Annotated in this window: 22 protein-coding genes and 4 pseudogenes; 15 read left to right on the forward strand and 11 right to left on the reverse strand. The window is 43.1% G+C overall.

What is annotated here, in order from left to right; all coding sequences use genetic code 11:
* From B4H32_RS08455 to B4H32_RS08470, 4 genes are all read left to right on the forward strand, one after another.
* Positions 1 to 616 (forward strand): hypothetical protein (locus tag B4H32_RS08455; RefSeq protein WP_286801935.1); only part of this gene is annotated, 616 nt, incomplete at its 5' end.
* Between the two features lie 105 nt (positions 617 to 721).
* Entirely contained in the window at positions 722 to 1,627 is a 906-nt protein-coding gene (locus B4H32_RS08460; protein ID WP_004764140.1) for an RsiV family protein, read from the forward strand.
* Between the two features lie 36 nt (positions 1,628 to 1,663).
* A complete protein-coding gene (locus B4H32_RS08465; protein ID WP_286802062.1) occupies positions 1,664 to 2,476 on the forward strand; it encodes a TatD family hydrolase in 813 nt (270 codons plus the stop codon).
* Positions 2,477 to 2,708: 232 nt separating this feature from the next.
* Entirely contained in the window at positions 2,709 to 3,470 is a 762-nt protein-coding gene (locus B4H32_RS08470; RefSeq protein ID WP_005329073.1) for a tRNA threonylcarbamoyladenosine dehydratase, read from the forward strand.
* 14 nt (positions 3,471 to 3,484) lie between these two features.
* Here B4H32_RS08470 and B4H32_RS08475 read toward each other — a convergent pair whose 3' ends face one another.
* Positions 3,485 to 3,964 carry a CHAP domain-containing protein gene (locus tag B4H32_RS08475; RefSeq protein ID WP_005329079.1) on the reverse strand — a complete coding sequence of 160 codons (480 nt, stop codon included), beginning with the start codon at positions 3,962 to 3,964 and terminating at the stop codon, positions 3,485 to 3,487.
* A gap of 262 nt (positions 3,965 to 4,226) precedes the next feature.
* Positions 4,227 to 5,231 (reverse strand): tRNA dihydrouridine(20/20a) synthase DusA, encoded by a 1,005-nt coding sequence (gene dusA / locus B4H32_RS08480; RefSeq protein ID WP_286801950.1) that lies wholly within the window; start codon positions 5,229 to 5,231, stop codon positions 4,227 to 4,229.
* Positions 5,232 to 5,452: 221 nt separating this feature from the next.
* Between dusA and B4H32_RS08485 the strand changes: the two are divergent.
* Positions 5,453 to 5,599: pseudogene (locus tag B4H32_RS08485) on the forward strand (helix-turn-helix domain-containing protein); the annotation flags it as partial.
* Here the strand turns inward: B4H32_RS08485 and B4H32_RS08490 are convergent.
* From B4H32_RS08490 to B4H32_RS08500, 3 genes and pseudogenes are all read right to left on the reverse strand, one after another.
* Positions 5,590 to 5,757: pseudogene (locus B4H32_RS08490) on the reverse strand (IS982 family transposase); the annotation flags it as partial. The pseudogenes B4H32_RS08485 and B4H32_RS08490 sit on opposite strands and share 10 nt — an antisense overlap.
* The gene (locus B4H32_RS08495; RefSeq protein ID WP_286801967.1) at positions 5,751 to 6,914 is read right to left on the reverse strand and encodes an MFS transporter; all 1,164 of its coding nucleotides are present in this window, start codon (positions 6,912 to 6,914) and stop codon (positions 5,751 to 5,753) included. The pseudogene B4H32_RS08490 and the gene B4H32_RS08495, both read right to left, overlap by 7 nt.
* A 64-nt stretch (positions 6,915 to 6,978) precedes the next feature.
* Positions 6,979 to 7,288, reverse strand: a pseudogene (locus tag B4H32_RS08500) (Rid family hydrolase); the annotation flags it as partial.
* Between B4H32_RS08500 and B4H32_RS08505 the strand changes: the two are divergent.
* From B4H32_RS08505 to B4H32_RS08520, 4 genes and pseudogenes are all read left to right on the forward strand, one after another.
* Positions 7,283 to 7,426: pseudogene (locus B4H32_RS08505) on the forward strand (redox-sensitive transcriptional activator SoxR); the annotation flags it as partial. The pseudogenes B4H32_RS08500 and B4H32_RS08505 overlap by 6 nt on opposite strands.
* Before the next feature lie 684 nt (positions 7,427 to 8,110).
* On the forward strand, positions 8,111 to 9,238 hold the full coding sequence (locus B4H32_RS08510; RefSeq protein WP_262573775.1) for a Re/Si-specific NAD(P)(+) transhydrogenase subunit alpha: 1,128 nt from the start codon (positions 8,111 to 8,113) through the stop codon (positions 9,236 to 9,238).
* An 11-nt stretch (positions 9,239 to 9,249) separates the two neighbouring features.
* Positions 9,250 to 9,573 (forward strand): proton-translocating transhydrogenase family protein, encoded by a 324-nt coding sequence (locus B4H32_RS08515; RefSeq protein WP_004678363.1) that lies wholly within the window; start codon positions 9,250 to 9,252, stop codon positions 9,571 to 9,573.
* 3 nt (positions 9,574 to 9,576) lie between these two features.
* Positions 9,577 to 11,031 carry an NAD(P)(+) transhydrogenase (Re/Si-specific) subunit beta gene (locus B4H32_RS08520; protein WP_004678361.1) on the forward strand — a complete coding sequence of 485 codons (1,455 nt, stop codon included), beginning with the start codon at positions 9,577 to 9,579 and terminating at the stop codon, positions 11,029 to 11,031.
* 61 nt (positions 11,032 to 11,092) lie between these two features.
* Here B4H32_RS08520 and B4H32_RS08525 read toward each other — a convergent pair whose 3' ends face one another.
* Complete coding sequence (locus B4H32_RS08525; RefSeq protein ID WP_004681726.1) at positions 11,093 to 11,914, reverse strand: SDR family NAD(P)-dependent oxidoreductase; 822 nt, start codon at positions 11,912 to 11,914, stop codon at positions 11,093 to 11,095.
* Between the two features lie 267 nt (positions 11,915 to 12,181).
* Here B4H32_RS08525 and B4H32_RS08530 point away from each other — a divergent pair, with 267 nt between their 5' ends.
* Both B4H32_RS08530 and B4H32_RS08535 read left to right on the forward strand, forming a co-directional pair.
* Positions 12,182 to 13,504 carry an ammonium transporter gene (locus B4H32_RS08530; protein WP_004681725.1) on the forward strand — a complete coding sequence of 441 codons (1,323 nt, stop codon included), beginning with the start codon at positions 12,182 to 12,184 and terminating at the stop codon, positions 13,502 to 13,504.
* Positions 13,505 to 13,518: 14 nt separating this feature from the next.
* Positions 13,519 to 14,136: a hypothetical protein gene (locus B4H32_RS08535; RefSeq protein WP_004798252.1), complete on the forward strand. Its 618-nt coding sequence runs from the start codon at positions 13,519 to 13,521 to the stop codon at positions 14,134 to 14,136.
* A 40-nt stretch (positions 14,137 to 14,176) separates the two neighbouring features.
* Here B4H32_RS08535 and rsfS read toward each other — a convergent pair whose 3' ends face one another.
* From rsfS to B4H32_RS08560, 5 genes are all read right to left on the reverse strand, one after another.
* Positions 14,177 to 14,575 carry a ribosome silencing factor gene (gene rsfS, locus B4H32_RS08540; protein ID WP_004760805.1) on the reverse strand — a complete coding sequence of 133 codons (399 nt, stop codon included), beginning with the start codon at positions 14,573 to 14,575 and terminating at the stop codon, positions 14,177 to 14,179.
* An 81-nt stretch (positions 14,576 to 14,656) separates the two neighbouring features.
* Positions 14,657 to 15,451 carry a hydroxypyruvate isomerase family protein gene (locus B4H32_RS08545; RefSeq protein ID WP_286801995.1) on the reverse strand — a complete coding sequence of 265 codons (795 nt, stop codon included), beginning with the start codon at positions 15,449 to 15,451 and terminating at the stop codon, positions 14,657 to 14,659.
* Between the two features lie 21 nt (positions 15,452 to 15,472).
* Complete coding sequence (locus B4H32_RS08550; RefSeq protein WP_286801997.1) at positions 15,473 to 16,339, reverse strand: NAD(P)-dependent oxidoreductase; 867 nt, start codon at positions 16,337 to 16,339, stop codon at positions 15,473 to 15,475.
* Positions 16,340 to 16,360: 21 nt separating this feature from the next.
* Positions 16,361 to 17,149, reverse strand: a complete 789-nt coding sequence (locus B4H32_RS08555) for a crotonase/enoyl-CoA hydratase family protein (protein WP_004760809.1) — start codon at positions 17,147 to 17,149, stop codon at positions 16,361 to 16,363.
* Positions 17,150 to 17,267: 118 nt separating this feature from the next.
* The gene (locus tag B4H32_RS08560; RefSeq protein WP_004681716.1) at positions 17,268 to 20,078 is read right to left on the reverse strand and encodes a GacS-like sensor histidine kinase; all 2,811 of its coding nucleotides are present in this window, start codon (positions 20,076 to 20,078) and stop codon (positions 17,268 to 17,270) included.
* A gap of 149 nt (positions 20,079 to 20,227) precedes the next feature.
* Here B4H32_RS08560 and cysM point away from each other — a divergent pair, with 149 nt between their 5' ends.
* Genes cysM through B4H32_RS08580 form a run of 4 tightly spaced genes read left to right on the forward strand, consistent with a single transcriptional unit; the run spans position 20,228 to position 25,758 of the window.
* Positions 20,228 to 21,157, forward strand: coding sequence for a cysteine synthase CysM (gene cysM, locus B4H32_RS08565; protein WP_004681715.1), 930 nt, complete (start codon positions 20,228 to 20,230; stop codon positions 21,155 to 21,157).
* Positions 21,158 to 21,185: 28 nt separating this feature from the next.
* On the forward strand, positions 21,186 to 22,001 hold the full coding sequence (locus B4H32_RS08570) for a 3'-5' exonuclease (RefSeq protein WP_026040022.1): 816 nt from the start codon (positions 21,186 to 21,188) through the stop codon (positions 21,999 to 22,001).
* 9 nt (positions 22,002 to 22,010) lie between these two features.
* Positions 22,011 to 23,420: a 23S rRNA (uracil(1939)-C(5))-methyltransferase RlmD gene (gene rlmD / locus B4H32_RS08575; RefSeq protein WP_004681712.1), complete on the forward strand. Its 1,410-nt coding sequence runs from the start codon at positions 22,011 to 22,013 to the stop codon at positions 23,418 to 23,420.
* A gap of 31 nt (positions 23,421 to 23,451) precedes the next feature.
* The gene (locus tag B4H32_RS08580) at positions 23,452 to 25,758 is read left to right on the forward strand and encodes a RelA/SpoT family protein (RefSeq protein ID WP_004681711.1); all 2,307 of its coding nucleotides are present in this window, start codon (positions 23,452 to 23,454) and stop codon (positions 25,756 to 25,758) included.
* Positions 25,759 to 25,820 lie beyond the last annotated feature (62 nt).

The raw sequence follows: 25,820 nt of genomic DNA on the forward strand, positions 1-25,820 counted from the left end.
TATTGATGTCGACATTCAAACCATTAAAACTCAGGATCAATGGTTGAATACATGGATTGCAAAAAATCAGGCCAACGTAATCCAGCAACAGATTGAACAGAATAAAAACCTGACCTTGCAACAGGCCATCAACGCCTATGTGAAAAAGTCAGATGAATGGCAGGATAAATATTCAAAAAACAAGGCCTACGAGCTGCATTTGAATACTCGTATTGCATCACAGCGAAATCAGTATGTGTTGCTGCAAGTGGGGGTAAATGCCCAGCAAGAAGATATTGCGGTCAAGGACCGTTTCTATTTCTTTGTTGCAGACCGTAAACTACAAAAAAGCCTCAGCGTGTTGGATGTGATTCAGAAGAATCAGCAAAATGCACTGAATGACATTATTCAGGCACACTATCAACAATGGATTGATAAACAATCCCCAGAAGTCAAAAAACAGGTGCCGAAAAAGCTGTATTGGGGACAGGCTGACTGGTTCTTCGATGGTGAGGGCATTGGCGTGCATTACCGTGCCAATGAAATTAGTAAGGATGCACCACAACTGGATATTTATTTAAGCACCGAACAGAGTAAACAGATGCTACAGCCTGATATTTATCAACAAATGTTCTAATCTTTGTAACAAGCGTATAGGAATTGCATGTATCACTAGCGGTTTGCGGTGAAGTCCGCTAGCATTTAAAAATCTTGTGTAATCACAATGCTTGCAGGTTCTTCGATGAAAACATTTTATAAATCTAGCGTTCTGGCGTGTGCAATTCTACTTGCCGCATGCCAGCCAAAATCAGAACCTAAGCAGCCAGAGGACAAGCCACAAGAGCAGCCTGTTGTACAGACACAGACTGAGCCGACCTTGCGTGGTGAAACGGTCAAGGTGCAGGTAAGTTTGCCTGAGTGTAAGGGCAATACCTGTCCAGATTTTAGCGTTGAACGCTTGCAGAGTAACTTTCCGTTTATTGACCAGTTACTTGATCAGGAAATACTGAGTCAACTCGGCAAGATGCTTGAAATTGTCGATCAGGATACCGCCGCCTCTAGCGTACAGACCGCTGAGCAAAAGCAAAATCTGGACGCGCAGGCACAGTTGTATGCCAATTTATTTATCAAGATTGATGAAGAACTGAAAGCATTGAGCAGCAGTCATCAAATCAGTTTGATGATTAAACCAAAGATTTTACAGTCTAAGGGCACACTGGCAACGGTTGTGTTGAATAGCAGCAGTTATTTGGGTGGCGCACATGGTTCAACCTCGCAACGCTACTATAACTTTGACCTGACCAATCAAAAACAGGTGCAATTGAACGACCTGCTCTTGCCAAAACAAAAGGCAACGTTGGACAAGCTGGCACATGATGCATTCAAGGTCTGGATTGTAGACACCAAACTTGCCAATAACCCTGAAGAATATGAACAGGCCTGGCCGTTTAAGGTCACTGACAACTTCCTGTTGGGAGAGCAGGGCTTAATTCTGCAATATGCTGAATATGAAATTGGTCCTTATGTGGTCGGTCTGCCACGTCTGGTGATTCCATTTAACAAATTACAGGGTGTGTTAAAACCTGAATATTTGCCAAAGGTGGAAGCACCAGCAGCATCTACGCCTGTGGCAAATAAATCTCCTTAAATCCCTCTTTTATAAAGTGGGATTTTTAATAAAATGATGCAACTATTTGATACCCATACCCATTTTGATGTTGCCGATTTTGACCATGATCGGCAACATTTGGCTGTACAGGCGAAACAGGTTGGGGTAGAGGCTTTGGTTCTCATCGGTTTTATTGAATCCCGCTTTGATGAACTCATTCAGACCCACCAACAGTTACAAGACTGGGAAAATGTCCCGCAATCCTATCTCGCACCTGGTTTACATCCTTTTTATATTGAGCAACATCAACAGGCACATCTACAACGACTGGAGCAGGTGTTAAAGCAGCATGATTGTGTCGCCGTGGGCGAGATTGGGTTGGATACCTTTTTAAAGCAACATAAACGGCCAGACGCATTTGCCAAACAACAGCATTATTTTAATGCCCAACTTGAATTGGCAACGCATTATCAAAAACCTGTACTACTGCATATTCGTAAGGCCCATGCCGAAGCGCTTGCCATTTTAAAGGCGCAGAAATTCAAGCGTGGTGGTATTGCGCATGCCTTTAGTGGTGGCGTGGAGGAAGCTAAAACCTTAGTCAAACTGGGTTTTAAAATCGGTGTGACGGGGCAAATCACCAATCCAAATGCCAAAAAGTTGCATCAGGTGGTACAGGCGATTGGGGCTGAACATCTGGTGATTGAAACTGATTGCCCTGATATGACCCCGTTGTGTTGCCAGACCTCAACCGAACACCGCACGAGAAATACACCTGTGAATCTGCCTTATGTTTTAGATAGTTTGGCGCAAACCCTTGGGCAACCACAAGACCAGCTTGCTGAGCAATTATGGCAAAACTCATTGGCAGCCTTGCGTTTACAATAATAACAATAATCCCATTAAAAATAAGATAACTAAAAGGGAACACATCATTTCTTAAACTCGCTTAGAGTGAAAAAGCACTTCATAACAAACAAATGAAATTGCCAAACTGGGAGGCTAAAGCCCTGTACTTTACAGGGCTTTAATCTTTGATGATTCAGTGAGCCTTGATGCGATTTAATCCAGATCACGATTCAGGTAAAATAACCATGATTTTTTGAAGTTAGATGAGCACATGACCGATCTCCAAAATGATGAATATGACCGCCGTTTTGCTGGCGTGGCCAAAATTTATGGAGAAAATGCATTTGCACACTATGAGCAAAGCCATGTCATGGTGATTGGGATTGGTGGTGTGGGAAGCTGGGCGGTTGAGGCACTGGCACGTACAGGCATTGGTGAACTGACGCTGGTGGATATGGATGTGGTTGCCGCATCCAACATCAACCGTCAACTGCCTGCAATGAGCTCGACACTTGGACAGGAAAAAATTGAGGTGATGGCGGAACGTTGCCGTCAAATCAATCCACGAATGAAAGTCAATGTGATTGATGACTATCTCACACCTGAGAATGTCAAAGAGATTCTGGATCCTGTCCCAACCATCGTTTTAGACTGTATTGATGATGTCAAAGCTAAGTTGGCTTTGATGCTGTACTGCCGTTTTAACAAAATCCCGTTGATTGTGTCAGGCGGTGCAGGTGGAAAACTTGACCCGCTCAAGATTCGAGTGGCGGACTTATCCAAAACAGAACAGGACCCAATGCTTGCCAAACTACGCACACAACTACGTTCCAAAGGCATTTGTAAAAAGCCGAAAGACAAGTTTGGAATTACCTGCATTTACTCCATCGATAATCCGTTTTCAAGCGCTGATGTTTGTGCAACTGCAGGTTTGCGCTGTGGTGGCTATGGATCGGCGGTGGTGGTGACTTCAAGCTTTGCAATGGTTGCGGTGGCTGAAGTCATGAAGAAGCTGGATAAAATCAGGACCTAAATCGGCCTGATAAATTAAGCCTGCGGATATTGTGGTGCTAGGCGGTAATAGCTGTAGGTGACATTGGGATCTTTGTACACGTCATAGCTGGTTTGTTTAAAATCAGAAACCCATTGCGAACCTGTAAAACCTGCAATATGTCCATAACGATGTTTTTTGGTGCGATGAATAATATAAATGTCACCTGGTTGCGGATTATTAAACTCAGGCGTGATTTTTTGATAACCAATCTGCTGCAGGGTACGACCCCAATCTGATGCAGCGACAGGATGCTGAACAATTTTAGCCCCAGCAGATTGCAATGCGATTCTGACAAATTTAGCGCATTGAGATGAACTTCGATAAGACGCCCGCTTGGTGAGCTTTTGAGAAAACTTGTCGACATCAATTGTGTGTATTGATGCTGGTTTTGGCATTTCCCGATAAGGAATAACCAGCTGTTGTGCTGGTGGATATATTATGCTGTGGTCAACTGAAGGTACATCATAAATCATTGTAAATCTCTACCGCATTTTCAAAACAACTGAACGTGTGCCAGAATCCGTACGCGGCACATAGTAAGCGATGAATTTTAAAAAAACTAAAATGTAATGTAATAATGTAACATTTTAGGCCTTTTACAATAAATTATTTAAGAAAACTTTTTGAAGATTTTCTTAATTTTAAATAGCTTATATTTCCATCAATTTGAATCTTAAGATTTGTAAAATGATATTTCTTGATGTGACTTATGTCACATTTTTTGTGAAACATCAATCAGGATTGATGTTCTGTTATGTAGTCTTCAGTACGTTGCATGGCTGCCTGAATATTCTGAATGGCATTGTCAATATCGGTAATGGTTTTTGCATTGCCACCACTCAGTGCCTGACGCCATTTACGTGCACCTGGCAAGTTCTGGAATAATCCCAGAATATGACGTGTGATAATTGAAAGTGGTGCGCCCTCAGCGACACGCTGGTGAATATACGGCATCATCTGCTGCATGATGTCAAAACGATTTGGTGTTTCCAAATTCCACAATTGACCCATTTCAGCTAATAAATAAGGATTGTGGTAGGCTTCACGGCCAATCATCACCCCATCGACATGCTGTAAATGTTGCTGCGTTTCTGTAAAGGTTTTGATGCCACCATTGATTTCAATGGTCAGGTGAGGACGTTCCTGCTTGAGACGATAGACATCTTCATAACGTAAGGGTGGTACTTCACGGTTCTCTTTTGGAGACAGGCCCTGCAAAATGGCAATCCGCGCATGCACGATAAAGTGAGTACAGCCCGTTGCCGCAACAGTGTCAACAAAATGCAGCATTTCTTCATAAGACTGCATGTCATCAATTCCGATCCTATGTTTCACGGTGACAGGAATCGACACTGCTTTTTGCATACTATGAATACATTCAGCCACCAAGTCTGGTTCAGCCATTAAACATGCACCAATCTTATTGTTCTGGACACGGTCACTTGGGCATCCGACATTCAGATTAACTTCGTTATAACCCCAGTCTTCAGCCATTTTGGTACAGGTAGCTAGCTCTTGTGGATTTGAGCCACCGAGCTGCAACACAATGGGATGCTCTTCCTTGTTGAAGTCCAAATGGCGGTTGGCGCCACCATAAATGATCGCACCTGTAGTGACCATCTCGGTATATAAAACGACATTTGGATTAAATAGGCGGGCAAAAAAACGGTAGTCTTTGGTTGTCCAATCCATCATCGGGGCAACGGAAATGCGTGGCTTTAATGACTCAAGTGATTGCATAAAAGGCTCTCGGATCTGGATAGGCAAGCAAAGGGCAGCATTATACGAGTTTTGAGGTTAATTCACCAATGATCATTACTTGAATTGGAGTTCAGAGGGAAAGAGGATTAAAGAAAGTTTTGTATTAGTTCAGACTTGATCGTACATTCTTCTTGAAAAAGAGAAAGTTACCCGTTTTGATAAAGGTGTCGAAATCTTAATCAAACAAAGGTAACTTTCTTATGTTGCATACTAACAATCAAATTATTAAACACAAAGTAGGTCTGCTCAATTTAGCTGAAGAGCTTCAGAATGTATCTAGAGCATGCAAAGTGATGGGTGTGTCAAGAGATACATTTTATCGCTATCAGGAATTAGTGAAGTCTGGTGAATAAGATCCTAATTTTTGAAACCACTCTAACCAATTGTTTTTGAAATACATCCAAATATTTTTGTCTGTATCTAAACCAAGAAATTCACCTACTATTTGCATAGTGATGATTTCTGCATCAGTAACAGCAGGCGGAAAACCACGAGTTCTCAGAGGTTATCCAGCAAACTAAATAGCATACAGGCAAGAACCAGACATACACCAGCCAAGCAGGCCATGCTCCAGCCACCATGATTCCATGTAAAGATGCCAAGTGCGGAACCACATGCTCCACCTGTAAAATAGGCGGTCATATAAATCGCATTGATACGTGACTTGGCATCGGGGCGTAAACGGAAAATAATGCTCTGGTTGCTGGTGTGCACCAATGCCAAAGCCAACTGGATTAGGGCAAAGCCAACAATATAGCTGATGAGGACTGTTTGCCCGTAATAGAAGCAAATCCAGCTGATAATGAATAAGGCACAGCCCATCCAGGTCAGTTGCCTGGTGTAGCCCTGATCAGCATATCGGCCAATATATTGGGTGGATAAGGCACCAAAGATACCCACCAGACTCACCATTCCAATCATGAGGTCAGGTAAATGATGGGCCGAGCTGAGCAGAAGTGCGATGGTTGAATAGAGGATACTGACTGCTGCAAAAGCAAACCCACCTGCAAGCGCACGTAACAATAGACGCTTTTCCTGCTTCAAGAGTTGGGCCATCGAAACAAAGATTTGCCCATAATTCATTTTCATGCGCATGACGTAAGGCAAGCGGCTTTTAAGCGCATAAGCCAATATCAGCATCAAGACTCCACTAAGCACATAGATGACTTTCCAGTGAAACAGGTTGGAGAACAATCCTGCTAGACTGGTCGAAAGCAAGATACCCACCAATAAACCACTCATGAGAAAGCCCACAACTTCGCCAGTCTTTTCAGGCTGTACCGTCATGGTGGCAAGAGGGATCAGTACCTGAGCCGCAACTGAAAACAGCCCGACCAGTACGGTTCCCACCCAGAGCATAGGTAGGTTGACCGAGAACGCACTCAGAAACAAACCCATTGCACATAAAGTCATAAGTAGTGGGATAAACTTGGTCTTATTGGCCACATCACCTATAGGTACAATAAACAGCAAACCCAAAGCATAGGAAACCTGTGCAAAAGTGACGGTCAGGGCAGCCTTGCTTTCTGTTACGGCAAAATACTGCTGAATGGAGTGGATTAGTGGCTGGCTATAATAGTTGGCACCTGCACATAGACCGCACGCCGCAGCCATAAACCAGAGTAAGGCCTTATTTTGACTAATATCTTGAGGGGCTGACATAATTTTCTCTATCACGGGTTTATGCAGTATATGCGGTTGCTTTAATTTCAACGAGCATTCCTGCTCATGCCAATCTAGAAACAGGAATCAATGTGCATACAGGAAATGCATGATTTTTCCACAAACTTTGCATGATGCCTGCCAATACCTGAAGTTTTTCAGAATCATGGTCAACAATCAGCATACGCAAAACGGCTATATCTGAAAGTTGTGCCTGAGGGGCGATTAAAGCATGTTGAATATTATAAAAGACTTGTTGTACCTGTTGGTCAAAAAATGGAAAGTTCACCATTTTTGTTTTCTTCTCTCTGACCTGCAATATGGATGATACGCATATTGGGTTCCACAATAACAACATGGCTATAACCATTGGCTGTGGTTGCCTATCACTAGAACAATGTCCACTGAGAAATCCTGATGATTGTCTGGCAGAATGATCAATGGGGACGTATTTTCAGGAAATTTTACTGTTGCTGAATCAGAAAAATAAAATGATGAATGAAATAGAATGATTTTTGCACCAATATTGTGCGTTAAATCTATTTTGATCAGACAAAATTACATAAATATCACTTGAAAAAATGCCGATTCAAGTTTTTACATTTCTTTTTAGTTTTTCTGAGGGATGACATTCATACAATTCAGATTTATTGATAAAACCTACTTTGATGTCTTGAAATAGGCCTTGTACTTTGCGAAATAAATAGTCGCCGAAAAAACCAATAAAAGTTTATGTAAGCCAATTTCTCTACAGAGCTGCACGATTATGATGCGGTTTCAGTCCATAGACCCGTTTTAGCCAAGCCTGAATATGAACAATATTTAAAGACTTGCTGTGTATTCTATCTATGATGCTCGATAAAACATGGGGTTATTTAATCTATACCGCTTTGGCATTGAATGAAAACAACGCACAAGGCATATAAATGAACGGATAGATACTGAGAGAATGAAATTTTTATATTGTATATGCATGGTGAAATAGCTTGGCTTTATCAAAAGCTAAACATCATGAGCATACAAGGTTTCAATATCAATATGAATCATCAGTTCAGAATATGGGTATTTATTAAATAAATAGTGGGTGGAATTTTAAAAAAGTTCCATTAGAATCCAAAATTCTACAAAGAATACTCCTGGGGGAAACATTGCTATCCGCGATGTTTACTTAAGAAAAACTAGCTTGAGGAACGCTCATGCAGATCGGAATCCCAACCGAAACTGTTGCAGGTGAAAGTCGTGTAGCGGCAACACCAGAAACAGTTAAGAAGTTGATTAACGCAGGTCATAGCATTGTCATTCAACGTGGCGCTGGTGTTAAAGCAGCCTATATTGACAGTGCTTATGAACAAGTTGGCGCAACCATTACAGACGATGCATATACAGGTAGCCAAATTATTTTGAAGGTACGTGCCCCTAAGGGTGAAGAAATTCAAAAGCTTGCGGCGAATACGACTGTGGTTGCAATGTTTGACCCTTACCGCAATCCAGAACTGGACCAGTTTGCTGCTCAGCAAGTGTCTGCTTTTGCTTTAGAGTTACTTCCTCGTACGCTTTCACGCGCACAAAACATGGATGTACTTTCTTCGCAGGCAAACCTCGCTGGTTATAAATCTGTATTGCTAGCTGCGGCTGAATATCAACGTATGTTCCCAATGTTAATGACTGCTGCGGGTACCGTAAAACCTGCGCGTGTCGTGATCATGGGTGTTGGTGTTGCTGGTCTTCAAGCGATTGCGACTGCAAAACGTTTAGGTGCAGTTGTGGAAGCAACTGACTTACGTCCAACTGCTAAAGAACAAGTTGAGTCTTTAGGCGGTAAATGGTTAGACGTACCAATGTCCGATGAAGAAAAACAACGTGCTGCTGAAGCTGCGAAAAGCGGTTATGGTTGGCAGCCGGGTGAGCAATACATCAAGGATCAAGCTGCGATTGTAGATAAAGCTGTCTCAAATGCTGACATCGTAATCACCACTGCATTGATTCCAGGTCGTAATGCTCCGCGTCTGATCAAAGCTGAAACTGTTGCCAAGATGAAACCAGGTTCTGTCATTTTGGATATGGCGGTTGAAACTGGCGGTAACGTTGAAGGTTCTAAAGAAGGCGAAACGGTTACAACTGAAAATGGCGTGAAGATTTTGGGCATTCCAAACATTCCAGGCACAGTTGCAACCGAAGCATCTGCATTGTATGCACGTAACGTTTTCAACTTCCTTGAGACATTATTCGACAAAGATAAAAACTTTGTGCTTAATCAGGAAGATGAAATCCAAAAAGCGTTACTCGTGACTCATGGCGGTCAAGTACTGCTCAAGCGCGGTTAAGGAGAGTTCTCATGGTTGAAACGATTACAATTTTCGTCCTTGCCATCTTCGTAGGTTACTACGTAGTTTGGGGAGTAACACCTGCGTTACATACACCACTTATGGCGGTAACGAACGCATTGTCTTCAATCATTATCGTTGGGGCAATGATCCAAACCGTGGGTATGCCTGTGATTGGTGTTGATGCCAATGTAGCTTTCCAAAGCGTAAATGTTGTAAGCATCTTGGGTGCGATTGCTGTGTTCTTGGCAAGTATCAACATTTTTGGTGGCTTCGCTGTAACTGCTCGTATGCTTGAAATGTTCAAGCCGAAGCAAAAGAAAAAAGAGGGCTAATAGATGGAATTTATTCGAGACTATGCGGATTGGTTCTACCTGATTGGTGCCGTCCTTTTTATCTTAACTTTGCGTGGTTTGTCAGGTCCTAAAACTGCAATCGCAGGTAACCGTTACGGCATGATCGCTATGGCGATTGCTGTAGTGACAACATTCTTTGTTGCAGAACATCCAGTTGTTTGGATGATCGTTGGTGCGATGGTATTGGGTGGTGTGGTTGGTATCGCTCGTGCGCGAACTGTTCCGATGACACAAATGCCTGAAACAGTGGCTTTAATGCACTCATTAGTTGGTTTGGCTGCGGTATTAATTGCGATTGCAGCGATTTTACACAACAACCAATTAACAGCATTGTTTGCTGAAAATGAAGCTGCTTTGACTGCTGCTGGCGTACAGCATGCTCATATGAGCAAAGTTCATTTATTTGAATTGTTTGTAGGTTGCTTCGTTGGTGCGATTACATTTACAGCATCAGTATTTGCTTACGGTAAATTAGCTGCTAAAAAATGGGCAAAAACGATTTCTGGTGCATGGGTTAAACCTGTTCAAGCGCTTATCTTTGCTGCAATGCTTGCGGCAGGCATTATGTTCTTCTTGACGAATAACATGACTGCTTTCTGGGCGATGACAGCACTTGCACTTGCATTTGGTTGGGTTTGGATTGCGCCAGTTGGTGGCGGTGATATGCCAGTTGTGGTATCGCTTCTTAACTCATTCTCTGGTTGGGCTGCAGCTGGTATTGGTTTCACACTAGAAAACAATATGTTAATCGTTGCGGGTTCACTTGTAGGTTCTTCTGGTGCGATTCTTTCTTACATTATGTGTAAGGCGATGAACCGTTCAATCATCAACGTATTGTTTGGTGGTGCAATGGGTGGTGCAGCAGTTGCTACAGCGGACAAAGGCGAACAAGTTCAACGTAACTATCGTTCTGGTTCAGCAGATGACGCAGGCTTCCTGATGTCAAATGCTGACAGCGTTGTGATTGTACCAGGTTATGGTATGGCGCAAGGTCGTGCACAAAATGCAGTTAAAGAATTATGTGAAATCTTAAAAGAACAGGGCGTAAAAGTTCGCTTTGCGATTCACCCAGTTGCGGGTCGTATGCCTGGTCACATGAACGTATTGTTAGCTGAAGCTGATGTTGCCTATGAAGACATCTTGGAAATGGATGAGATCAACTCTGACTTTCCTGCAACAGACGTAGTACTTGTGATTGGTGCGAATGACGTTGTTAACCCAGCGGCAAAAGATGATCCAAGCTCACCAATCTATGGTATGCCGATTCTTGAAGCGCATAAAGCACGTACGATTATGGTGATCAAGCGTTCTATGGCAACAGGTTATGCTGGCTTAGACAATGACTTGTTCTATAACGAAAAGACTATGATGATCTTCGGTGATGCGAAGAAAGTTGTTGAAGATATGACAAAAGCAATCAATGGTGGTGGTCACTAATCTGACCTCATCAGGATTGAAGAAGCCACCGTTAGGTGGCTTTTTTGTTAGCGCATATTTATTAAAGGTATTTTTCTACAAGATTCATGGATTGTGTATAAAGATCACGGGCAAGTTGCTGGTTTTTAGCATGTGGTGATTTCCAGTCTGGCATGTGTGCACTGACATATTCTCCATTACGCTTTGCCCAATCATCTCCAGTCGCCATTTGCGTAATCAACTTTGCAGGAACTGAGGTCGGCACTAAACCAATTTTCATCACTTCATAAACAGGTTTTGGCAGTTCGCGATAAATATCAGAGGCAACACCCCCTGGATGTAGTGAGTTGTTGGTAATGGTGCTATTCGCCATACGTTCAGCTAAAGCATTACTGAATAAAAGATTCGCTAACTTAGATTGACCATAATAGAACAGGGGATTATAAAAACCCTCAGCACGGAACTTATTCGGTTTGATTGAACCTGCCCAATGTGCAATTGAAGCAAGGTGGATGATGCGAGCTTTTGGTGCCTGTTCCAAGACAGGAATCAGCTTATGTGTCAGTAGAAAATGGCCTAGATAATTCACACCAAACTGTTGTTCAAAACCATCTTGCGTCAGCTGCTTGGTCTTGGCAAATAGTCCTGCGTTGTTAATCAGGACATCAAGACTACCGTAGCGGTCTGCAATTTCATCCGCTGCTTTTCGGGTTGATTCAAGGCTGTTTAAATCGAGGGAAACCAAATCAACCTGCCCCTGACCCAATGCACGCAATTTATCTTGTGCAATTTGCGCTTTTTGCGGATTACGGCAGGCAAGAATGACATGTTGTCCCTGCTTTACCAACTCTTCCGCTGTGGCAAAACCAATACCTGTATTTGCACCTGTAATTAGAATTTTCACTTCATCTACTCCAATAATGCTTTTTATTTGATGAATTTTAAAGCAGGTCCTATAGTGCGTTAATTTTGACAACTTGTCATGTCAAATTTGAAATGGAAGAAGAGATTGTTGTTGATAAAAGGTGTATAAAGGTTTGGATATTAAGTATTTAGTTTAGATCATTTTTTTATGATGAATAAATATAAATCGATGAATTATTAAAAGGAAAAAATAATTTATTTTGGCATTTTTTTTGCATTGGATTAGATGATTTTTTAGGGGAATTCTATGAAAAGTATAATTTTAGTATTGCTGTTTTTACTATCTCTCACCTCCCATGCATCTGCTGAAACCACGACAAATATTCAGGAAATCCGTATTTCTCTGGATAGCGTGTGGGTGGTCGTTGGAGGAATTTTAGTTTTCTTTATGCAAGCAGGATTTGCTTTAATCGAAAGCGGATCTGTTCGTAGTAAGAATACCGTGAATGTACTCATGAAGAACTATATGGATACCTGTATTGGAGGACTTATTTTTTGGCTGTTTGGCTTTGGCCTGATGTTTGGCCTGAATCAAACAGGGTGGATCGGACTCAGTCATTTCATGCCAGATCAACTGGATGACTGGCACTGGAACCTGTTGTTCTTTCAGATGATGTTTGCGGCGACAGCCACCACGATTGCCAGCGGTGCCATGGCAGAGCGAATACATTTTGTGGCTTATGTGGTCAGTGCGGTTTTTGTAAGTGGCATCATTTACCCTGTATTTGGTAGCTGGGCATGGGGCGGCCTGTTCGGTGGTGATGGCTGGCTGAAAGCTTTGGGGTTTATTGATTTTGCTGGTTCAACTGTGGTGCATTCAATTGGTGGATGGGTGGCACTCGCAGGCATTATTGTGTTGGGACCACGTTTGGGACGCTTTGGTCGTAAAGGGCAAAGTCATTTTTTGGCAGGACATAATCTGCCCTTGGTGGCATTGGGTGGCTTTGTGCTATGGTTTGCGTGGTTTGGGTTTAATGCGGCATCCACGGTTGCTGCAAGTGTGAGCATTGGACGTATTGCCCTCAACACGCATTTGGCTGCCTGTGCTGCGGCTGCAACGTATATGGTTCTGGCCTTGCTTCAATCCAAGGCGGTGCTCATGCGCAATACTATTAACGCATCACTGGGCGGTCTGGTTTCAATCACGGCGGGTTGTGCCACCATGTCCCCCGTATTTGCGGTTATCACAGGCGCTATAGCAGGTTTGCTGATGACTTTTGTACCTTTGTTGATTGAAAAGATGCGGCTGGATGATGTGGTGGATGCTGTTGCAGTACATGGGGTGTGTGGAGCATGGGGAACCATTGCCGCAGGTATCTTCTTTCTGGAGAAACCGTTTAACCTTGATGTGATCTCAGTTCAGACTTTGGGTGTGGGGGCCGCATTTGTCTGGGGCTTTGGTGCTGCGTTTATCATGTTTAAGGTGCTCGACAAGGTTCTTGGTGGCTTAAGGGTTTCCCCGCAACATGAACAACGGGGGCTGGATTATACTGAACATGCTGAATTGTCATACCCAGAGTTTCAGAGGGATGTCACTTTTGAAACTGAAAATATCACTCATCGCCATTAAGGGAGGTGATTGTTATGGCTGAATTAAGCATTGAACAAAAAAGGCTGGCAGTGGAAAAGGGGCTTGCACAGTTCTTGCCAGATACCGTTTTGCAACGTGTTTTACAGTACTGGGAAAGTGAATATGGTCACCAGCCATCCTTTGTATTAAATCGTTTTCTCAGTGAAATTTGTACCAGTGATGACCTGCGCTTGCAACGCAAGGAGATGTTGCGGCAGGTATTGCATGAAATTTCGGTGGTTGAGAAACAGGAACGCCTCAAGGTAAAAACGGATAAACCAGTTATGGCCGCTGAGACAAGTCCCGAAACACTGGACCTGTTTCAGGTGTTCCATGACTTTGTGATGGGCGTGTTAAAAGGCGTCAGTCAACCTGATTATCTGGATTTTGTGGAAGAGATTCAGGGCAAGATGAAGAAACATCGTTTACTTGCTGGATATTGGTATATTGCAGGTTCAGAGAAACAGTGTTTGATGCAAATGCCGAAAGAGGCTTATGCGGTTATGATTACAACGCTGTATGCGATCTACTGTAGTTTTTATGGTCCAGGCAAGGCGGATCAACTGTATGCACAGATTAAGCATGAAATAAAACAGCATTATCCAGCAGTCGACTTAAGCCAGTTGTTGTAGGAATGAAAAAAGCGACCTTATTGGTCGCTTTTCTTAAGCTTTAGGCAACGGATTCAGGTGCGCGCCATAAACTTTCAAGGTCATAGAATTTACGGGCTGTTGGCAACATTACGTGTACCACAACGAAACCAAGGTCAATGAGGATCCATTCAGCATCGCGTTCACCTTCGACACCAATTGGGCGAAAACCTGCTTTACGTGCTTCATCAGCAACATTGTCAGCAAGTGCTTTGACATGACGAGTAGATGTTCCGCTTGCAATCACAATTGCATCGGCAATATTACTAATAGAACTTACATCAAGTTCTAGAATATCTTTGGCTTTTACATCAGTAAGGGCTTCATGTACAACTTTTAAACAAGCATGTACATCTTTGTTTGCTGTTTTGATTTTTAGGTCGTGAGAATTAGAAGCGCTGGGCGATGGTTCTAAATTCATAGAGGGTATATTTTCCTGACAATTGCTCATCGTCAAATATACCGTTTTTCTCTATAAAATTCAAATTTCAGCAGTAACAGTTTATGTATTCACGTCATTGGAAAAGTACTTTTCTTTCCATGCAAAAGATTGATCTGATTGAGTTTTTGGTCGGTATTCTGCACCAATATAACCTCGATAGGCACTTTGACGTAACCAGTCAAAAATTTGCTTATAGGGAATATTTCCTGTGTCAGGTTCGTGTCGGCTTGGACAATCAGCAAATTGAATATGACCAATTTGATGCAAATTTTCTTGCAAACCAGTCAAAACATCTTCACCCATCATGGCCATATGGTAGCAGTCATATTGCATTTTCAGTGCGGGATGGTTGATAGCCTCCAGCATTTCCTGTGCCTGTGCAATATTCTGCACCAAAAAGCGTGGCATGTCGGTGCCGTTGATCATTTCAAAAACAGGTTCAATCCCTTGCTCTGTCAGCATGTGGCAGGCCAGTTTGAGATTGCTTGCTAAGGTATTTAAACAGGGTAAGAGGTCAGCATCTTGAGGCTGTTTACCAGCTAGAATATTGACTCGAGGAACATTCAAGGCCTTTGCATAACGAATTGCAAGCATAAGGGCATGATGAAATTCAATTTCTTTTCCAGGAATACCTGCTAGGCCATTACCGCCCTGCATTAAATCGCCAGCAGGCACATTAATGAGGCAAAGTGAGAGATCGTATTGTTCAAGCTGAGTTTGAATATCAAAAATATCGAGTTCATAAGGAAACTGAATTTCGATATGTTGGAAGCCATGTGTATGAGCTAAAGCAAAACGCTCAATCAAAGGGACTTCCTTAAAAATCATAGACAAATTGACTGCAAGATGGCTCATTTCAGGCTCCCCAAATCAATATTATTGTTCTATATATTGAATGATAGTTGCTAAATCTTTCTCAGCAAAGCCGTTTTCTTGGTGGGCTTGTAACTGTAGTAGAGCTTTTTGTGCAACAGGTATATTTAAGTTAAAACTATGTGCATGTTTTAATGCATTGTTAAGGTCTTTGGATAAGGTCTGTACTTTCCATTGCACAGGCTCGAAAGTATGGGTTGCCATACGAGGAGCTAAAATTTGAAATGGTTTAGAATCTGCAAAACCGCCCGCGAGAGCAGGGGCAAGCAAGTTAGTATCTACACCTGCTTGGCTCGCTAATGCAACCGCTTCTGCGATCAACGTGCTATTTGCTGCAACAATTAATTGATTACAAATTTTGGTGGCTTGTCCAGTCCCTGTTTCACCCATACGGGTGACACGTTGGGATAAGACCTTATAAATAGGCTCGAGTGCTTGGATGACGTGCGCATCGCCACCAGCAAAAATGACCAATGTACCTTGTTCTGCCCCTATAGTCCCACCTGAAACAGGCGAGTCAATCCAAGTCACTTGTTGCTGTTGGGCGGATTGCGCCAATTGCTGTGTCACGGTTACCGACAAGCTAGAAAAATCAATAATCACTTGCTCTGCTTTTAAATAGGGCTGGATTTGGGTAAAAACACTTTGAACTGCCTGATCATCAGCCAAACAGGTGAGAATAATGGGATAATTTCCAATATCTTCCAATGCTAAAGTTGCCGCACCCTGTTGAATAAGTGGCTCACATGCATGAGGGCTACGATTCCAAACCGCCACCGTATAACCCGCCTGTAATAATCGGGTTGTCATTCGACTTCCCATTAACCCCATACCTAAAAAAGCGATGGGGGTTTGTTGATCAACATGCATGTGAATTTATCCAAACTGTAATTACTTATACTGACGCGGTAAGAACTGAATCTCAGGATTCTTGTCTTTCTTGCGTGCGAGACTACTGTTTTTACCCAACAAAAGTTTAAGCTGCCATAACTTTTCTAAACGCAGTGCCTTTTCTGGCTGGTGTTCCATGGCATCTAGTACCCGTTTCGCTGCCATGATGGCATCAGGGGAACGTTGTAGCATTTCCTGTGCAATCACATTGGCCTTTGCCAACGGATTGTTGTCCAGATGTGTGACCAAACCAATTTCTTTGGCGTATTCTGCGTCAAAGACACGTGCGGTCAGGGTAAGTTCCTTGGCTAAATCAACGCCGATTAGTCCTTTTAATGAGCGGGTGAGACCCATGTCTGGAACCAGTCCCCAACGACTTTCCATAATCGACATTTGCGTGTTTGGCGTTGCAATACGGATATCCGCAGCAAGCGCAAGCTGCATGCCCGCCCCAAAGCAATAACCCTCAATGGCGGCAATCACTGGAATTGGCAGGTTTTGCCAAATCAGGAATGCTTTCTGAAACAGGCTTTGTCCTGGCTTGATCAGTTCCCATGCGGCAAATGCGGTATTTTTAGGGTTGTTCAGGTCAGATAGGTCAATACCCGCACTAAATACCTGTGCCTCACCCGTCAAAATGACGCAGCGAATCGAACGGTCTTTTTCAATTTTCTTTGCAGTTGCCACCAGCTCTTTTAATAACGCAAAACTCATGGCGTTGCGTTTTTCTGGACGGTTAAGGTAAACCGTTGCAATACCATTGTTCTTTTCAACTCGTAACAGTGCCATTTGCCTTACTCTTATTGTGTTTAATGATGGGCAGCATAACATGAGTCTTTTAGCTAAAACATGACACCACAGTCACAAATAGCGGTGATGACCAGCATCTTGTAGATGCAAGCAGACCCTAGGTATCGTGGGAATGTAAAATCAGGCTGGCGGCCTGTCTCACCTGATCAATCGCAAAGTTCAACTCATTAAAACGATGGTTGGTTTCCCGTATAAAGGCATCATCTGCTTTGCGGCGCTCTTTACGCAGGGTTGAAACAAATTGCTCAAATTCCCCTGAAACCTTTTGTAACGCTGGGGTGCCAACGTAACGTGTTGCACCATACAGACGGTGTAGCACATGCTCAAGCTGGGGAAAATCCTCCAGTTCAATCAGTTGCTGCATTTCGGTGAGTTCAGTATCAAAACTATCCACCAACATATTTAATAAGTCTTGTGCCAATTCTTCTTTATTCGCAGCGAGTTGAATGCTTTGCTGCCAGTTTAAAATCTGTGGATCAATTGATTCTGTCGGGTGCTTCTGCTCAGTATTGACAGGCTGAGAAGAGAAGTTATTTTTGGTCCAATGGGTCAGGATTTGAATGATCTGTTCCATCTGGATTGGCTTGGTCACATAATCATTCATACCCACTTTTAGCAATTTCTGTTTTTCATCGGCCAGTGCATGTGCGGTCAGTGCAATAATCGGAAGTTGCATGCCTATATCCAGCGTTGACTCAAGCGAGCGAATGGCTCGGGTGGTATCAATTCCAGACATGACAGGCATCTGGATATCCATAAACACAAGGTCAAAGGGTGGCAGCTTTTGTTCAATCCGCTGCTGAATCATGTCAATCGCTTTCTGGCCACTTAATGCCTTGGTGGTGGTGACATTCAGTTCACCCAACAGTGCTTCAAGCACAATCAGATTGGGAAGATGGTCGTCAACCGCCAATACGTGTAAACCCTGACCATTGAAATCCTCAGATTCCTGTTCAAACACAGGCTGATTGCCCAGCAACTGCACCAGTTCACGGCGGCTTAAGGGCTGATACAGTGGACGGGCACGGTATTCATTCAGCATGTTTGGCTCAAGGCTCATTTGATAACCGTAAACGGCTAAGTTTCCTTGGTAACGCTGACGAATTTCTTTGAGTAGTGCTTCTGTGTCACCACTGTGATCGACAATGAGCCATGTATTCTCTTGCTGATTTAAATGGTTCAGACGACTGAATAAATCCAAAATTGACTGTGTTTCAATATGCGCCACATGGTAGTTTTCCAGATATGAGCGCAGCACACTCGCGGTTGCAGGATGGGCCAGATAAGACACTACTTTCAATTGGTCGAAATGAGGATGCTCCACTGTTTCATCTGCTTGCTCAAGCTTGAATAAGGCGGTAAACCAGAAAGTTGAACCTTTTTCGGTTGGTGCACGTTCCTGATTATCCTCAAAGCCAATTTGACCATGCATCAAATGAACAAGCTGCTTGGAAATTGCCAGGCCCAGTCCCGTTCCACCAAACTGGCGTGTAACTGAGGCATCACCCTGGGAAAATGATTCAAATAGTTTTTTACGGTCGGTACCACTGAGACCAATACCACTGTCCTGCACACTAAAATGCAGTAGGCATTGTCCAATGTCCTCATCTTCCATGCGGACACGGACAATGATCTCACCATCAGGGGTAAACTTGATGGCGTTGGAAATCAGGTTGGTCAGAATTTGCTTGAAACGTAGCGCATCACCAACCACATGCTGTGGGATGTTCTCGGCATAATAAAACGCCATATTGATATGCTTTTGTGCGGCCAAGGGCGAAAGCATGTCCATCACATCAAAAATAGCTTCTTCCAAATCAAATGGCGCTGTTTCAAGCTCTAATTTGCCCGCATCAATTTTAGAAAAATCGAGGACATCATTAATGAGTGCTAAAAGATGAGCTGAAGATTTACGAATAGTTTGAAGATACAGGTTCTGTTCATTAGTTAAGTTTTGCTGACGAAGTAAGAGGTGAATAAAACCGTCAATACTGTTGAGAGGTGTTCTAAGTTCATGGCTGATATTCGCTAAAAAGACTGATTTAGATTGATTCGATGAAATCGCTTGGTCACGTGCTTGACGATAGGTAATGTTCTGAACTTCCAGCGTATCCAGTGTGCGGCGTAAGTCTTCCTCAGTTTGTTCGGTATGTTCTTTAAGTTCCAGAAAACTAAAATGCAGACGTTTAACCACATTGGCAATGTCTCGCTGGAGCAGGCGTAACTCGCCTGTACTGTTCACCACAATATGCTGATCCAGTGTATCGGCATTCAGGCGCTGCATCTGCATACGGATTTCATACAGTGGTGCCAGCCAGCGCCGTGAAAAAACATTCAGGCAAAATAGTAAAATCATCAGGGTGATCAGCCCTGTCGCTACCAGTGAAAGCAGGATTTTATAACGGGTCAGTTCCAGTGGTTGATTGTCCAGTTCAATCACTAACCAGACTGAATCGGGCTTGCTGCTATTCAGTTTGGCACCATAAATACTGTTGTGGTTGTGTGGAATCGGGCCAAAGAAATTACTGTTGTCAGGGAAAGTTGGCCAGAAGCGATTGTTCTGGTAGCCCACGCTTAAGTAGGTCTGCCCCTCGTTGTCAATCAGGGCCGCCCGTTGCAGGTTTCGTTCATCAAACATCTTCTGCATGATGTTCTGGGCGCGGTCATATTGGTCAGGATGTTGCTGTACCAGTTGCAGTAGATCATTTGCGGTCTGGTGGTAGCGTGCCAGAATGGCGGAGGCATCGGAGCGTTGCTGCTGTTTGGCCGCATTGGTCGTTTCAGATAAAACCCAGAAAATTCCCACCCCTGTCAAAATTGCGATTGGCACCAGAATGAGGGCAATCAGTTGTCCATAAGCATGATTGAGCCGTAAGCGTTTTGACAGGGTTTTATTGAAATTTGACATAATGCGGTCAGATTTATCATTCTGTGCAATATCTTAGCATGCTTTGTGGCAAACAGAGGTACGGGCTAGCCAATAAAAAGAATAGTGAAAAGGTGCAGTAGTTCCATTTTTTTCATACAATAGGCGCCACCTTAATATCGGTGTCGATCATGACGAATACGCAAACTGATTTTTTAGCAGATGAATTTTTACTAGACTATTATGTTGGTAAAACCCCTTTAGTGCGTTTGCAACGTTTAGCAAGTCATACTCAAGCTACCGTATTAGCGAAATTAGAAGGTAATAATCCTGCTGGCTCAGTCAAAGATCGCCCTGCTTATAACATGATTGTCCAAGCAGAGAAGCGTGGACAAATTCAACCTGGTGATACTTTAATTGAAGCCACTAGCGGTAACACTGGCATTGCTTTAGCCATGGTTGCAGCCATGCGTGGTTATAAAATGAAGCTGATCATGCCAAATAACATGAGTCAGGAACGTAAGGATGCCATGCTGGCCTATGGTGCTGAACTGATTGAGGTGACGCAGCAGCAGGGTATGGAAGGTGCGCGTGACCTTGCCACGCAAATGCAGGCGGATGGCAAGGGCTTTGTCCTGAACCAGTTTGACAATCCAGATAATGTTGAGGCGCATTACCTCACCACAGGCCCTGAAATCTGGAAACAGACAGCTGGAAAAATCACCCATTTTGTCAGCTCAATGGGCACCACAGGCACCATCATGGGTGTTTCAAAATATTTAAAAGAACAAAATCCAGACATTCAGATTGTCGGTTTACAACCCGAAGATGGGGCGAGCATTGCGGGAATTCGCCGTTGGCCTGAAGCATATCTGCCGACCATTTTTGACCGTAGCCGTGTGGACCGTATCATTGATATTCCACAGCTTGCAGCGGAACAGACCATGCGTAAACTGGCACGTACGGAAGGCATCAGTGCGGGCACCTCTTCTGGTGGGGCAGTGTGGGCATCACTCAAAATTGCTGAGGAAACACCTGATGCCGTGATTGTGTGCATTATCTGTGACCGTGGTGATCGTTACTTGTCAACAGGGCTGTTTTCAGTTCAAGATGAAGATTAGACCTAACTGATTACATTGAATGATGAGCTTGCGTTTTCCAATTTTAGTTTTTGATATTGAAACACTGACTGACTTAAAGGCTGGTGCTCATCTTTATCATCTTGATTTGCCTGAAACCGATGTGGAACAGGCATTGACCAAAATCCGCCGTCAGGAATCAGGCAGCGATTTTCAGCGTTTGCCCTTGCATGAAATTGTCTGTATTTCAGGTTTATGGCTTGATGAAAAGGGCTTTCGCCTGTTTTCATTTAGTCAGGAGCAAAGTTCAGAAGCTGAAATGCTGACAAAATTCCTGTCCATTTTTGACAAGAAGCAGCCGACGCTGGTGAGCTGGAATGGCTCGCAGTTTGACCTGCCCGTGATTCTGTTCCGTGCCATGTATCATGGACTTTCTGCGCCAAGCCTGTTTGATCAGGGTGAAATTGATAACCAGAAGCGCTTTAACAATTACCAGAACCGTTACCATCATCGCCATGTTGATCTGATGGATGTGATGGCGATGTTTAATGGGCGTAATTTCCAGAAGCTGGATGACATTGCCTGTCTGTTGGGATTCCCTGGAAAGCGTGGTGAAACGGGTTATCATGTGCCAGAGTATGTACATACTGAACAATGGTTAAAACTGACCAGTTATTGTGAAGGTGATGTGCTCAACACATGGCTGGTCTATCTGCGCTGGCTATTACTAAAGGGTCAATTGAATCTACAGGAGCACCAGCAATGGATTCAGGCGACAGCCGATTATTTACAGACACAGACACAACAAACAGAATTTTTACAGGTATGGCGGCAGACATCGCAATATACTGTATTCACCGCAAATACGTTTGCGCCAAAAAACTAGGTTGATCTTTTGAAACATAAAGCGAAACAGCGCCCAGCTCAATATCCAACATATACCTTTCAAATCGAAGCTTTTTCTCATGAGGGGCGAGGGATTGCGCATTATGGCACGCATCCTGATCATCCAAAAGAAAAGCACGGTAAGAAGGTTTTTATTCGTTATGCTCTCGTGGGTGAAACAGTACAAGCCAAGATTAGCAATCAAACTTCGCGTTTAGAAGAAGCGGATATGGTTAAGCTAGAAAGTGATGCGGCTGTGGGACGAGTCGATCCGATTTGTCCACATTTTGGGGTGTGTGGTGGCTGTAGCTTGCAACATATTCATCCAGATGAACAGATTTTATTAAAACAGAATGTATTAAAGTCACATTTACAACATTTTGCTGGTTTACAACCAGAGCAATGGTTAGATCCAATCCGCTCTGAAAAAATAGATTATCGTCGTCGTGCTCGAGTCGGCGTTCGCTATATTGCTAAACAAAATCGTTTGGTGATGGGCTTTCGTGAGCATCACAGTAATCATTTAACACCGATTCAGCAGTGTCATGTTCTTGATCAGCATTTGTCCGAAAGTTTAGTAGAGTTGAGAAAACTACTCGAAAGTCTAACAGGCAAGGCCCATATTGGTCATATAGAATTGGCGATGGGAGATAGCGAGGTTGCATTGCTGATTCGTCATTTAGATGAATTAAATATTTCGGATGTCAACCAATTACGTCAATTTGCGTTACTGAAGGATTGGCAGTTGTATTTGCAACCTAAAGGCGCAGATAGTTTACATCGTGTTGATGATGCTCAAGCACCTATGCGTTTGCACTACAGTCTGGATGAGTTTGCGGTTAAATTTGCATTTTCACCTTTAGACTTTACTCAGGTGAATAGCGGTGTAAATGCAAAGATGATTCTCTTGGCATGTGAATTGCTAGATTTACAGAAAGGAGAGAGAGTGCTCGACCTATTTTGTGGATTGGGTAATTTTTCCTTACCTTTAGCATGTTGTGTTGGTGAGACAGGTCAGGTCGTTGGTGTTGAAGCAAGTGATGAGATGGTACAACGGGCAACTGAAAATGCGAAAGCAAATCAATTGTCTCAGGCGCTGTTTTTTTCACAAGATTTAACAAAAGACTTTTCGCATCATTCTTGGGCAAAACAGGGATTTGATGCATTATTAATTGATCCTCCGCGATCAGGTGCATTTGAGGTTATGCAATATGTACCTAATTTTGGAGCAAAAAGAATCGTTTATGTTTCCTGTAATCCATCAACACTGGCAAGGGATGCAGGTGTACTGGCACAATATGGTTATCAACTTAAAAAAGCGGCAGTAATGGATATGTTTACCCATACTGAGCATGTTGAATCAATTGCCTTGTTTGAAAAAATTGAGCAATTTGAAAAGACCCAAGAAATAAACGATTAGAGAATGAGTTACATATCCAGAGGAGAATGGTATGGTCACAGTACGTGAGCAGTTACCTGGACGACTCCATGAGTTGTCAGAGGAAACGACTGTAGAACATGCCGCTGAAGCGCAAAGTGGTCTGGTCTCTTGGCTAGATCGAGTGCGTGATATTTTGGATGGGGCAGAGCTAAAGCAACTTCAAAAAGTTGCAGAGCTGACCTTGGCAAAAGAATTAGAAACCACGGTTCATCATCGTACCAATACTTTTAGTACAGGTATTGGTATGGCTGATATTTTGGCGCATTTACATGTTGATGAAGATACATTGTCAGCGGCAGTGTTGTATCGAAGTGTGCGCGAAGGTTTAATTACTTTAGAAGATATTCAACAACAATTTGGCGAACAGGTGCTTGGTCTTGTACAAGGCACGCTTGCGATGGGTAAGCTCTCTGAATTGATTGAAAAAAATAAGCGTTTAGAAGATCATTTTAATAACAATCAGCGTGAGCACTTAAACGGCATTTATAAAATGCTGATCTCAGTGACAGAAGATGTACGCGTCGTTTTGATCAAATTGGCTGAACGTACTTATGCTTTACGTGAATTAGCCACTGCAAGTAAAGAACGTCAAGAACGCGTTGCACGCGAGATTTTAACGATCTATTCACCGCTTGCACATCGATTAGGTATTGCACAGTTAAAATGGGAATTAGAAGATCTCGCTTTCCGTTACTTGGCGCCTGAGCGTTATAAAGAAATTGCGTCGTTGCTGAATGAAAAGCGTTTAGAGCGAGAGCAATATATTCAGTTTGTGATTGATAAGCTAAAGACTGAACTGGGTATGCATCATATTCAGGCCGAAATCACTGGACGAGTGAAGCACATTTATTCGATTTATCGAAAAATGAAAAGTAAAAATCTGAGTTTTGATCAGCTTTATGATATTCGTGCAGTGCGTGTATTGGTAAAAGGTGTACCAGACTGTTATCACGCTTTAGGTATTGTGCATCAGTTGTGGCGTCATATCCCGAACCAGTTTGATGACTATGTCACCAATCCAAAAGCCAACGGTTATCGTTCATTACACACAGCAGTGATTGCTGAAAATAAATCTTTAGAAGTACAAATTCGTACCTTTGAAATGCATAACGAAGCTGAACTGGGCGTTTGTTCGCATTTTAATTATAAAGAAGGTGCAAAAAATACCGATCATTCATTTAATCATCGTCTACATTCTTTACGTGCGGTATTGGAACATTATCAAGAGCGTACTGAAACAACGCCACATGGCGAAGATGAAGAGTCAAATGACATAGATCAAATTCAAGATTTTGAAAATTTTGAAAAGATTTATGTATTTAGTCGTGATGGTGATATTAAGGAATTACCACGAGGTTCAACGGTTTTAGATTTTGCTTACCATGTACATACTGAGGTAGGTAATAAGTGTTATGCGGCACGTGTCAATCAACGTTATGTGCCATTAACTTATACGCTGAAAACGGGTGAACAGGTTGAGATTTTAACCAAAAAAGATCGTGAACCGAACCGTGATTGGTTGGTGAACTCTTTAGGTTATATTAAAACTGCTCGTGCGCGTGACAAATTGCGGCATTGGTTTAGACAACAAGATCGTAGTAAGAATGTTGAGGTGGGGCGTGAGTTACTCAATAAAGAGTTAGCACGCTTAGCAATTCACCCTAAAAGTATCGATCTTAAAGACTATTCATCTCATTTCAACCTGAAAGCGGGTGATGATATTTTAGTTGCTTTAGTCAGTGGTGATATCAGTTTGCATGCCTTGATGAATCAAGTGAATCGTCAGATGCATCTGGATCAGGATGAGCCTGAGCTGGTGTTGAAACCTGCCCTGAATCCACGTGCCAGCCATACCTTGTCTGCACATGGCATCCTGATTGATGGTCTGGACAATGTGGAGCTGCATATTGCACAGTGTTGCCAGCCTGTACATGGTGAGTCAATTGGTGGTTACATCACCTTGAACCGTGGGGTGAGTATCCACAAGATTGCCTGTCCTGATTATATCCGTATGACCACACAGGAACTTGAGCGTGCGGTTGAGGCGGACTGGGAAATGCAGCCAACCCGTGGTCAGAGTGTGCAGATCGTGGTGGAGGCCTATGATCGTCGTGGCTTGCTCAAGGATCTAACCCAGGTGATTTTCTCAGATCAGATCAATATCCGTCAGGTCAATACCATTTCTGAAGCGGATGGCATTGCCAACATGAAACTGCTGATTGAAGTCAAAGGTTTGGCGCAATTGTCCCGTTTGTTGGCGCGTTTAGAGCAGCAGCCAGGCATTATCAGTGCCAGACGTTTGGTTCAAGGCAACTAATTTCGGCAGATTCATGACAGGATGATCTTTGATACCCCGCGCAAAGTAAATATCAACCAAAG

It is taken from the genome of Acinetobacter sp. UBA2063, from assembly GCF_002333245.1.
Taxonomy (GTDB): Bacteria; Pseudomonadota; Gammaproteobacteria; order Pseudomonadales; family Moraxellaceae; genus Acinetobacter; species Acinetobacter parvus.

What these genes read in the sequence shown, in the direction of transcription:
- B4H32_RS08460 (WP_004764140.1), top strand. Translation starts at nt 722, where the DNA reads ATGAAAACATTTTATAAATCTAGCGTTCTGGCGTGTGCAATTCTACTT.
- B4H32_RS08465 (WP_286802062.1), top strand. Translation starts at nt 1,664, where the DNA reads ATGCAACTATTTGATACCCATACCCATTTTGATGTTGCCGATTTTGAC.
- B4H32_RS08470 (WP_005329073.1), top strand. Translation starts at nt 2,709, where the DNA reads ATGACCGATCTCCAAAATGATGAATATGACCGCCGTTTTGCTGGCGTG.
- B4H32_RS08475 (WP_005329079.1), bottom strand. Translation starts at nt 3,964, where the DNA reads ATGATTTATGATGTACCTTCAGTTGACCACAGCATAATATATCCACCA.
- dusA (WP_286801950.1), bottom strand. Translation starts at nt 5,231, where the DNA reads ATGCAATCACTTGAGTCATTAAAGCCACGCATTTCCGTTGCCCCGATG.
- B4H32_RS08495 (WP_286801967.1), bottom strand. Translation starts at nt 6,914, where the DNA reads ATGTCAGCCCCTCAAGATATTAGTCAAAATAAGGCCTTACTCTGGTTT.
- B4H32_RS08510 (WP_262573775.1), top strand. Translation starts at nt 8,111, where the DNA reads ATGCAGATCGGAATCCCAACCGAAACTGTTGCAGGTGAAAGTCGTGTA.
- B4H32_RS08515 (WP_004678363.1), top strand. Translation starts at nt 9,250, where the DNA reads ATGGTTGAAACGATTACAATTTTCGTCCTTGCCATCTTCGTAGGTTAC.
- B4H32_RS08520 (WP_004678361.1), top strand. Translation starts at nt 9,577, where the DNA reads ATGGAATTTATTCGAGACTATGCGGATTGGTTCTACCTGATTGGTGCC.
- B4H32_RS08530 (WP_004681725.1), top strand. Translation starts at nt 12,182, where the DNA reads ATGAAAAGTATAATTTTAGTATTGCTGTTTTTACTATCTCTCACCTCC.
- B4H32_RS08535 (WP_004798252.1), top strand. Translation starts at nt 13,519, where the DNA reads ATGGCTGAATTAAGCATTGAACAAAAAAGGCTGGCAGTGGAAAAGGGG.
- rsfS (WP_004760805.1), bottom strand. Translation starts at nt 14,575, where the DNA reads ATGAATTTAGAACCATCGCCCAGCGCTTCTAATTCTCACGACCTAAAA.
- B4H32_RS08545 (WP_286801995.1), bottom strand. Translation starts at nt 15,451, where the DNA reads ATGAGCCATCTTGCAGTCAATTTGTCTATGATTTTTAAGGAAGTCCCT.
- B4H32_RS08550 (WP_286801997.1), bottom strand. Translation starts at nt 16,339, where the DNA reads ATGCATGTTGATCAACAAACCCCCATCGCTTTTTTAGGTATGGGGTTA.
- B4H32_RS08555 (WP_004760809.1), bottom strand. Translation starts at nt 17,149, where the DNA reads ATGGCACTGTTACGAGTTGAAAAGAACAATGGTATTGCAACGGTTTAC.
- B4H32_RS08560 (WP_004681716.1), bottom strand. Translation starts at nt 20,078, where the DNA reads ATGTCAAATTTCAATAAAACCCTGTCAAAACGCTTACGGCTCAATCAT.
- cysM (WP_004681715.1), top strand. Translation starts at nt 20,228, where the DNA reads ATGACGAATACGCAAACTGATTTTTTAGCAGATGAATTTTTACTAGAC.
- B4H32_RS08580 (WP_004681711.1), top strand. Translation starts at nt 23,452, where the DNA reads ATGGTCACAGTACGTGAGCAGTTACCTGGACGACTCCATGAGTTGTCA.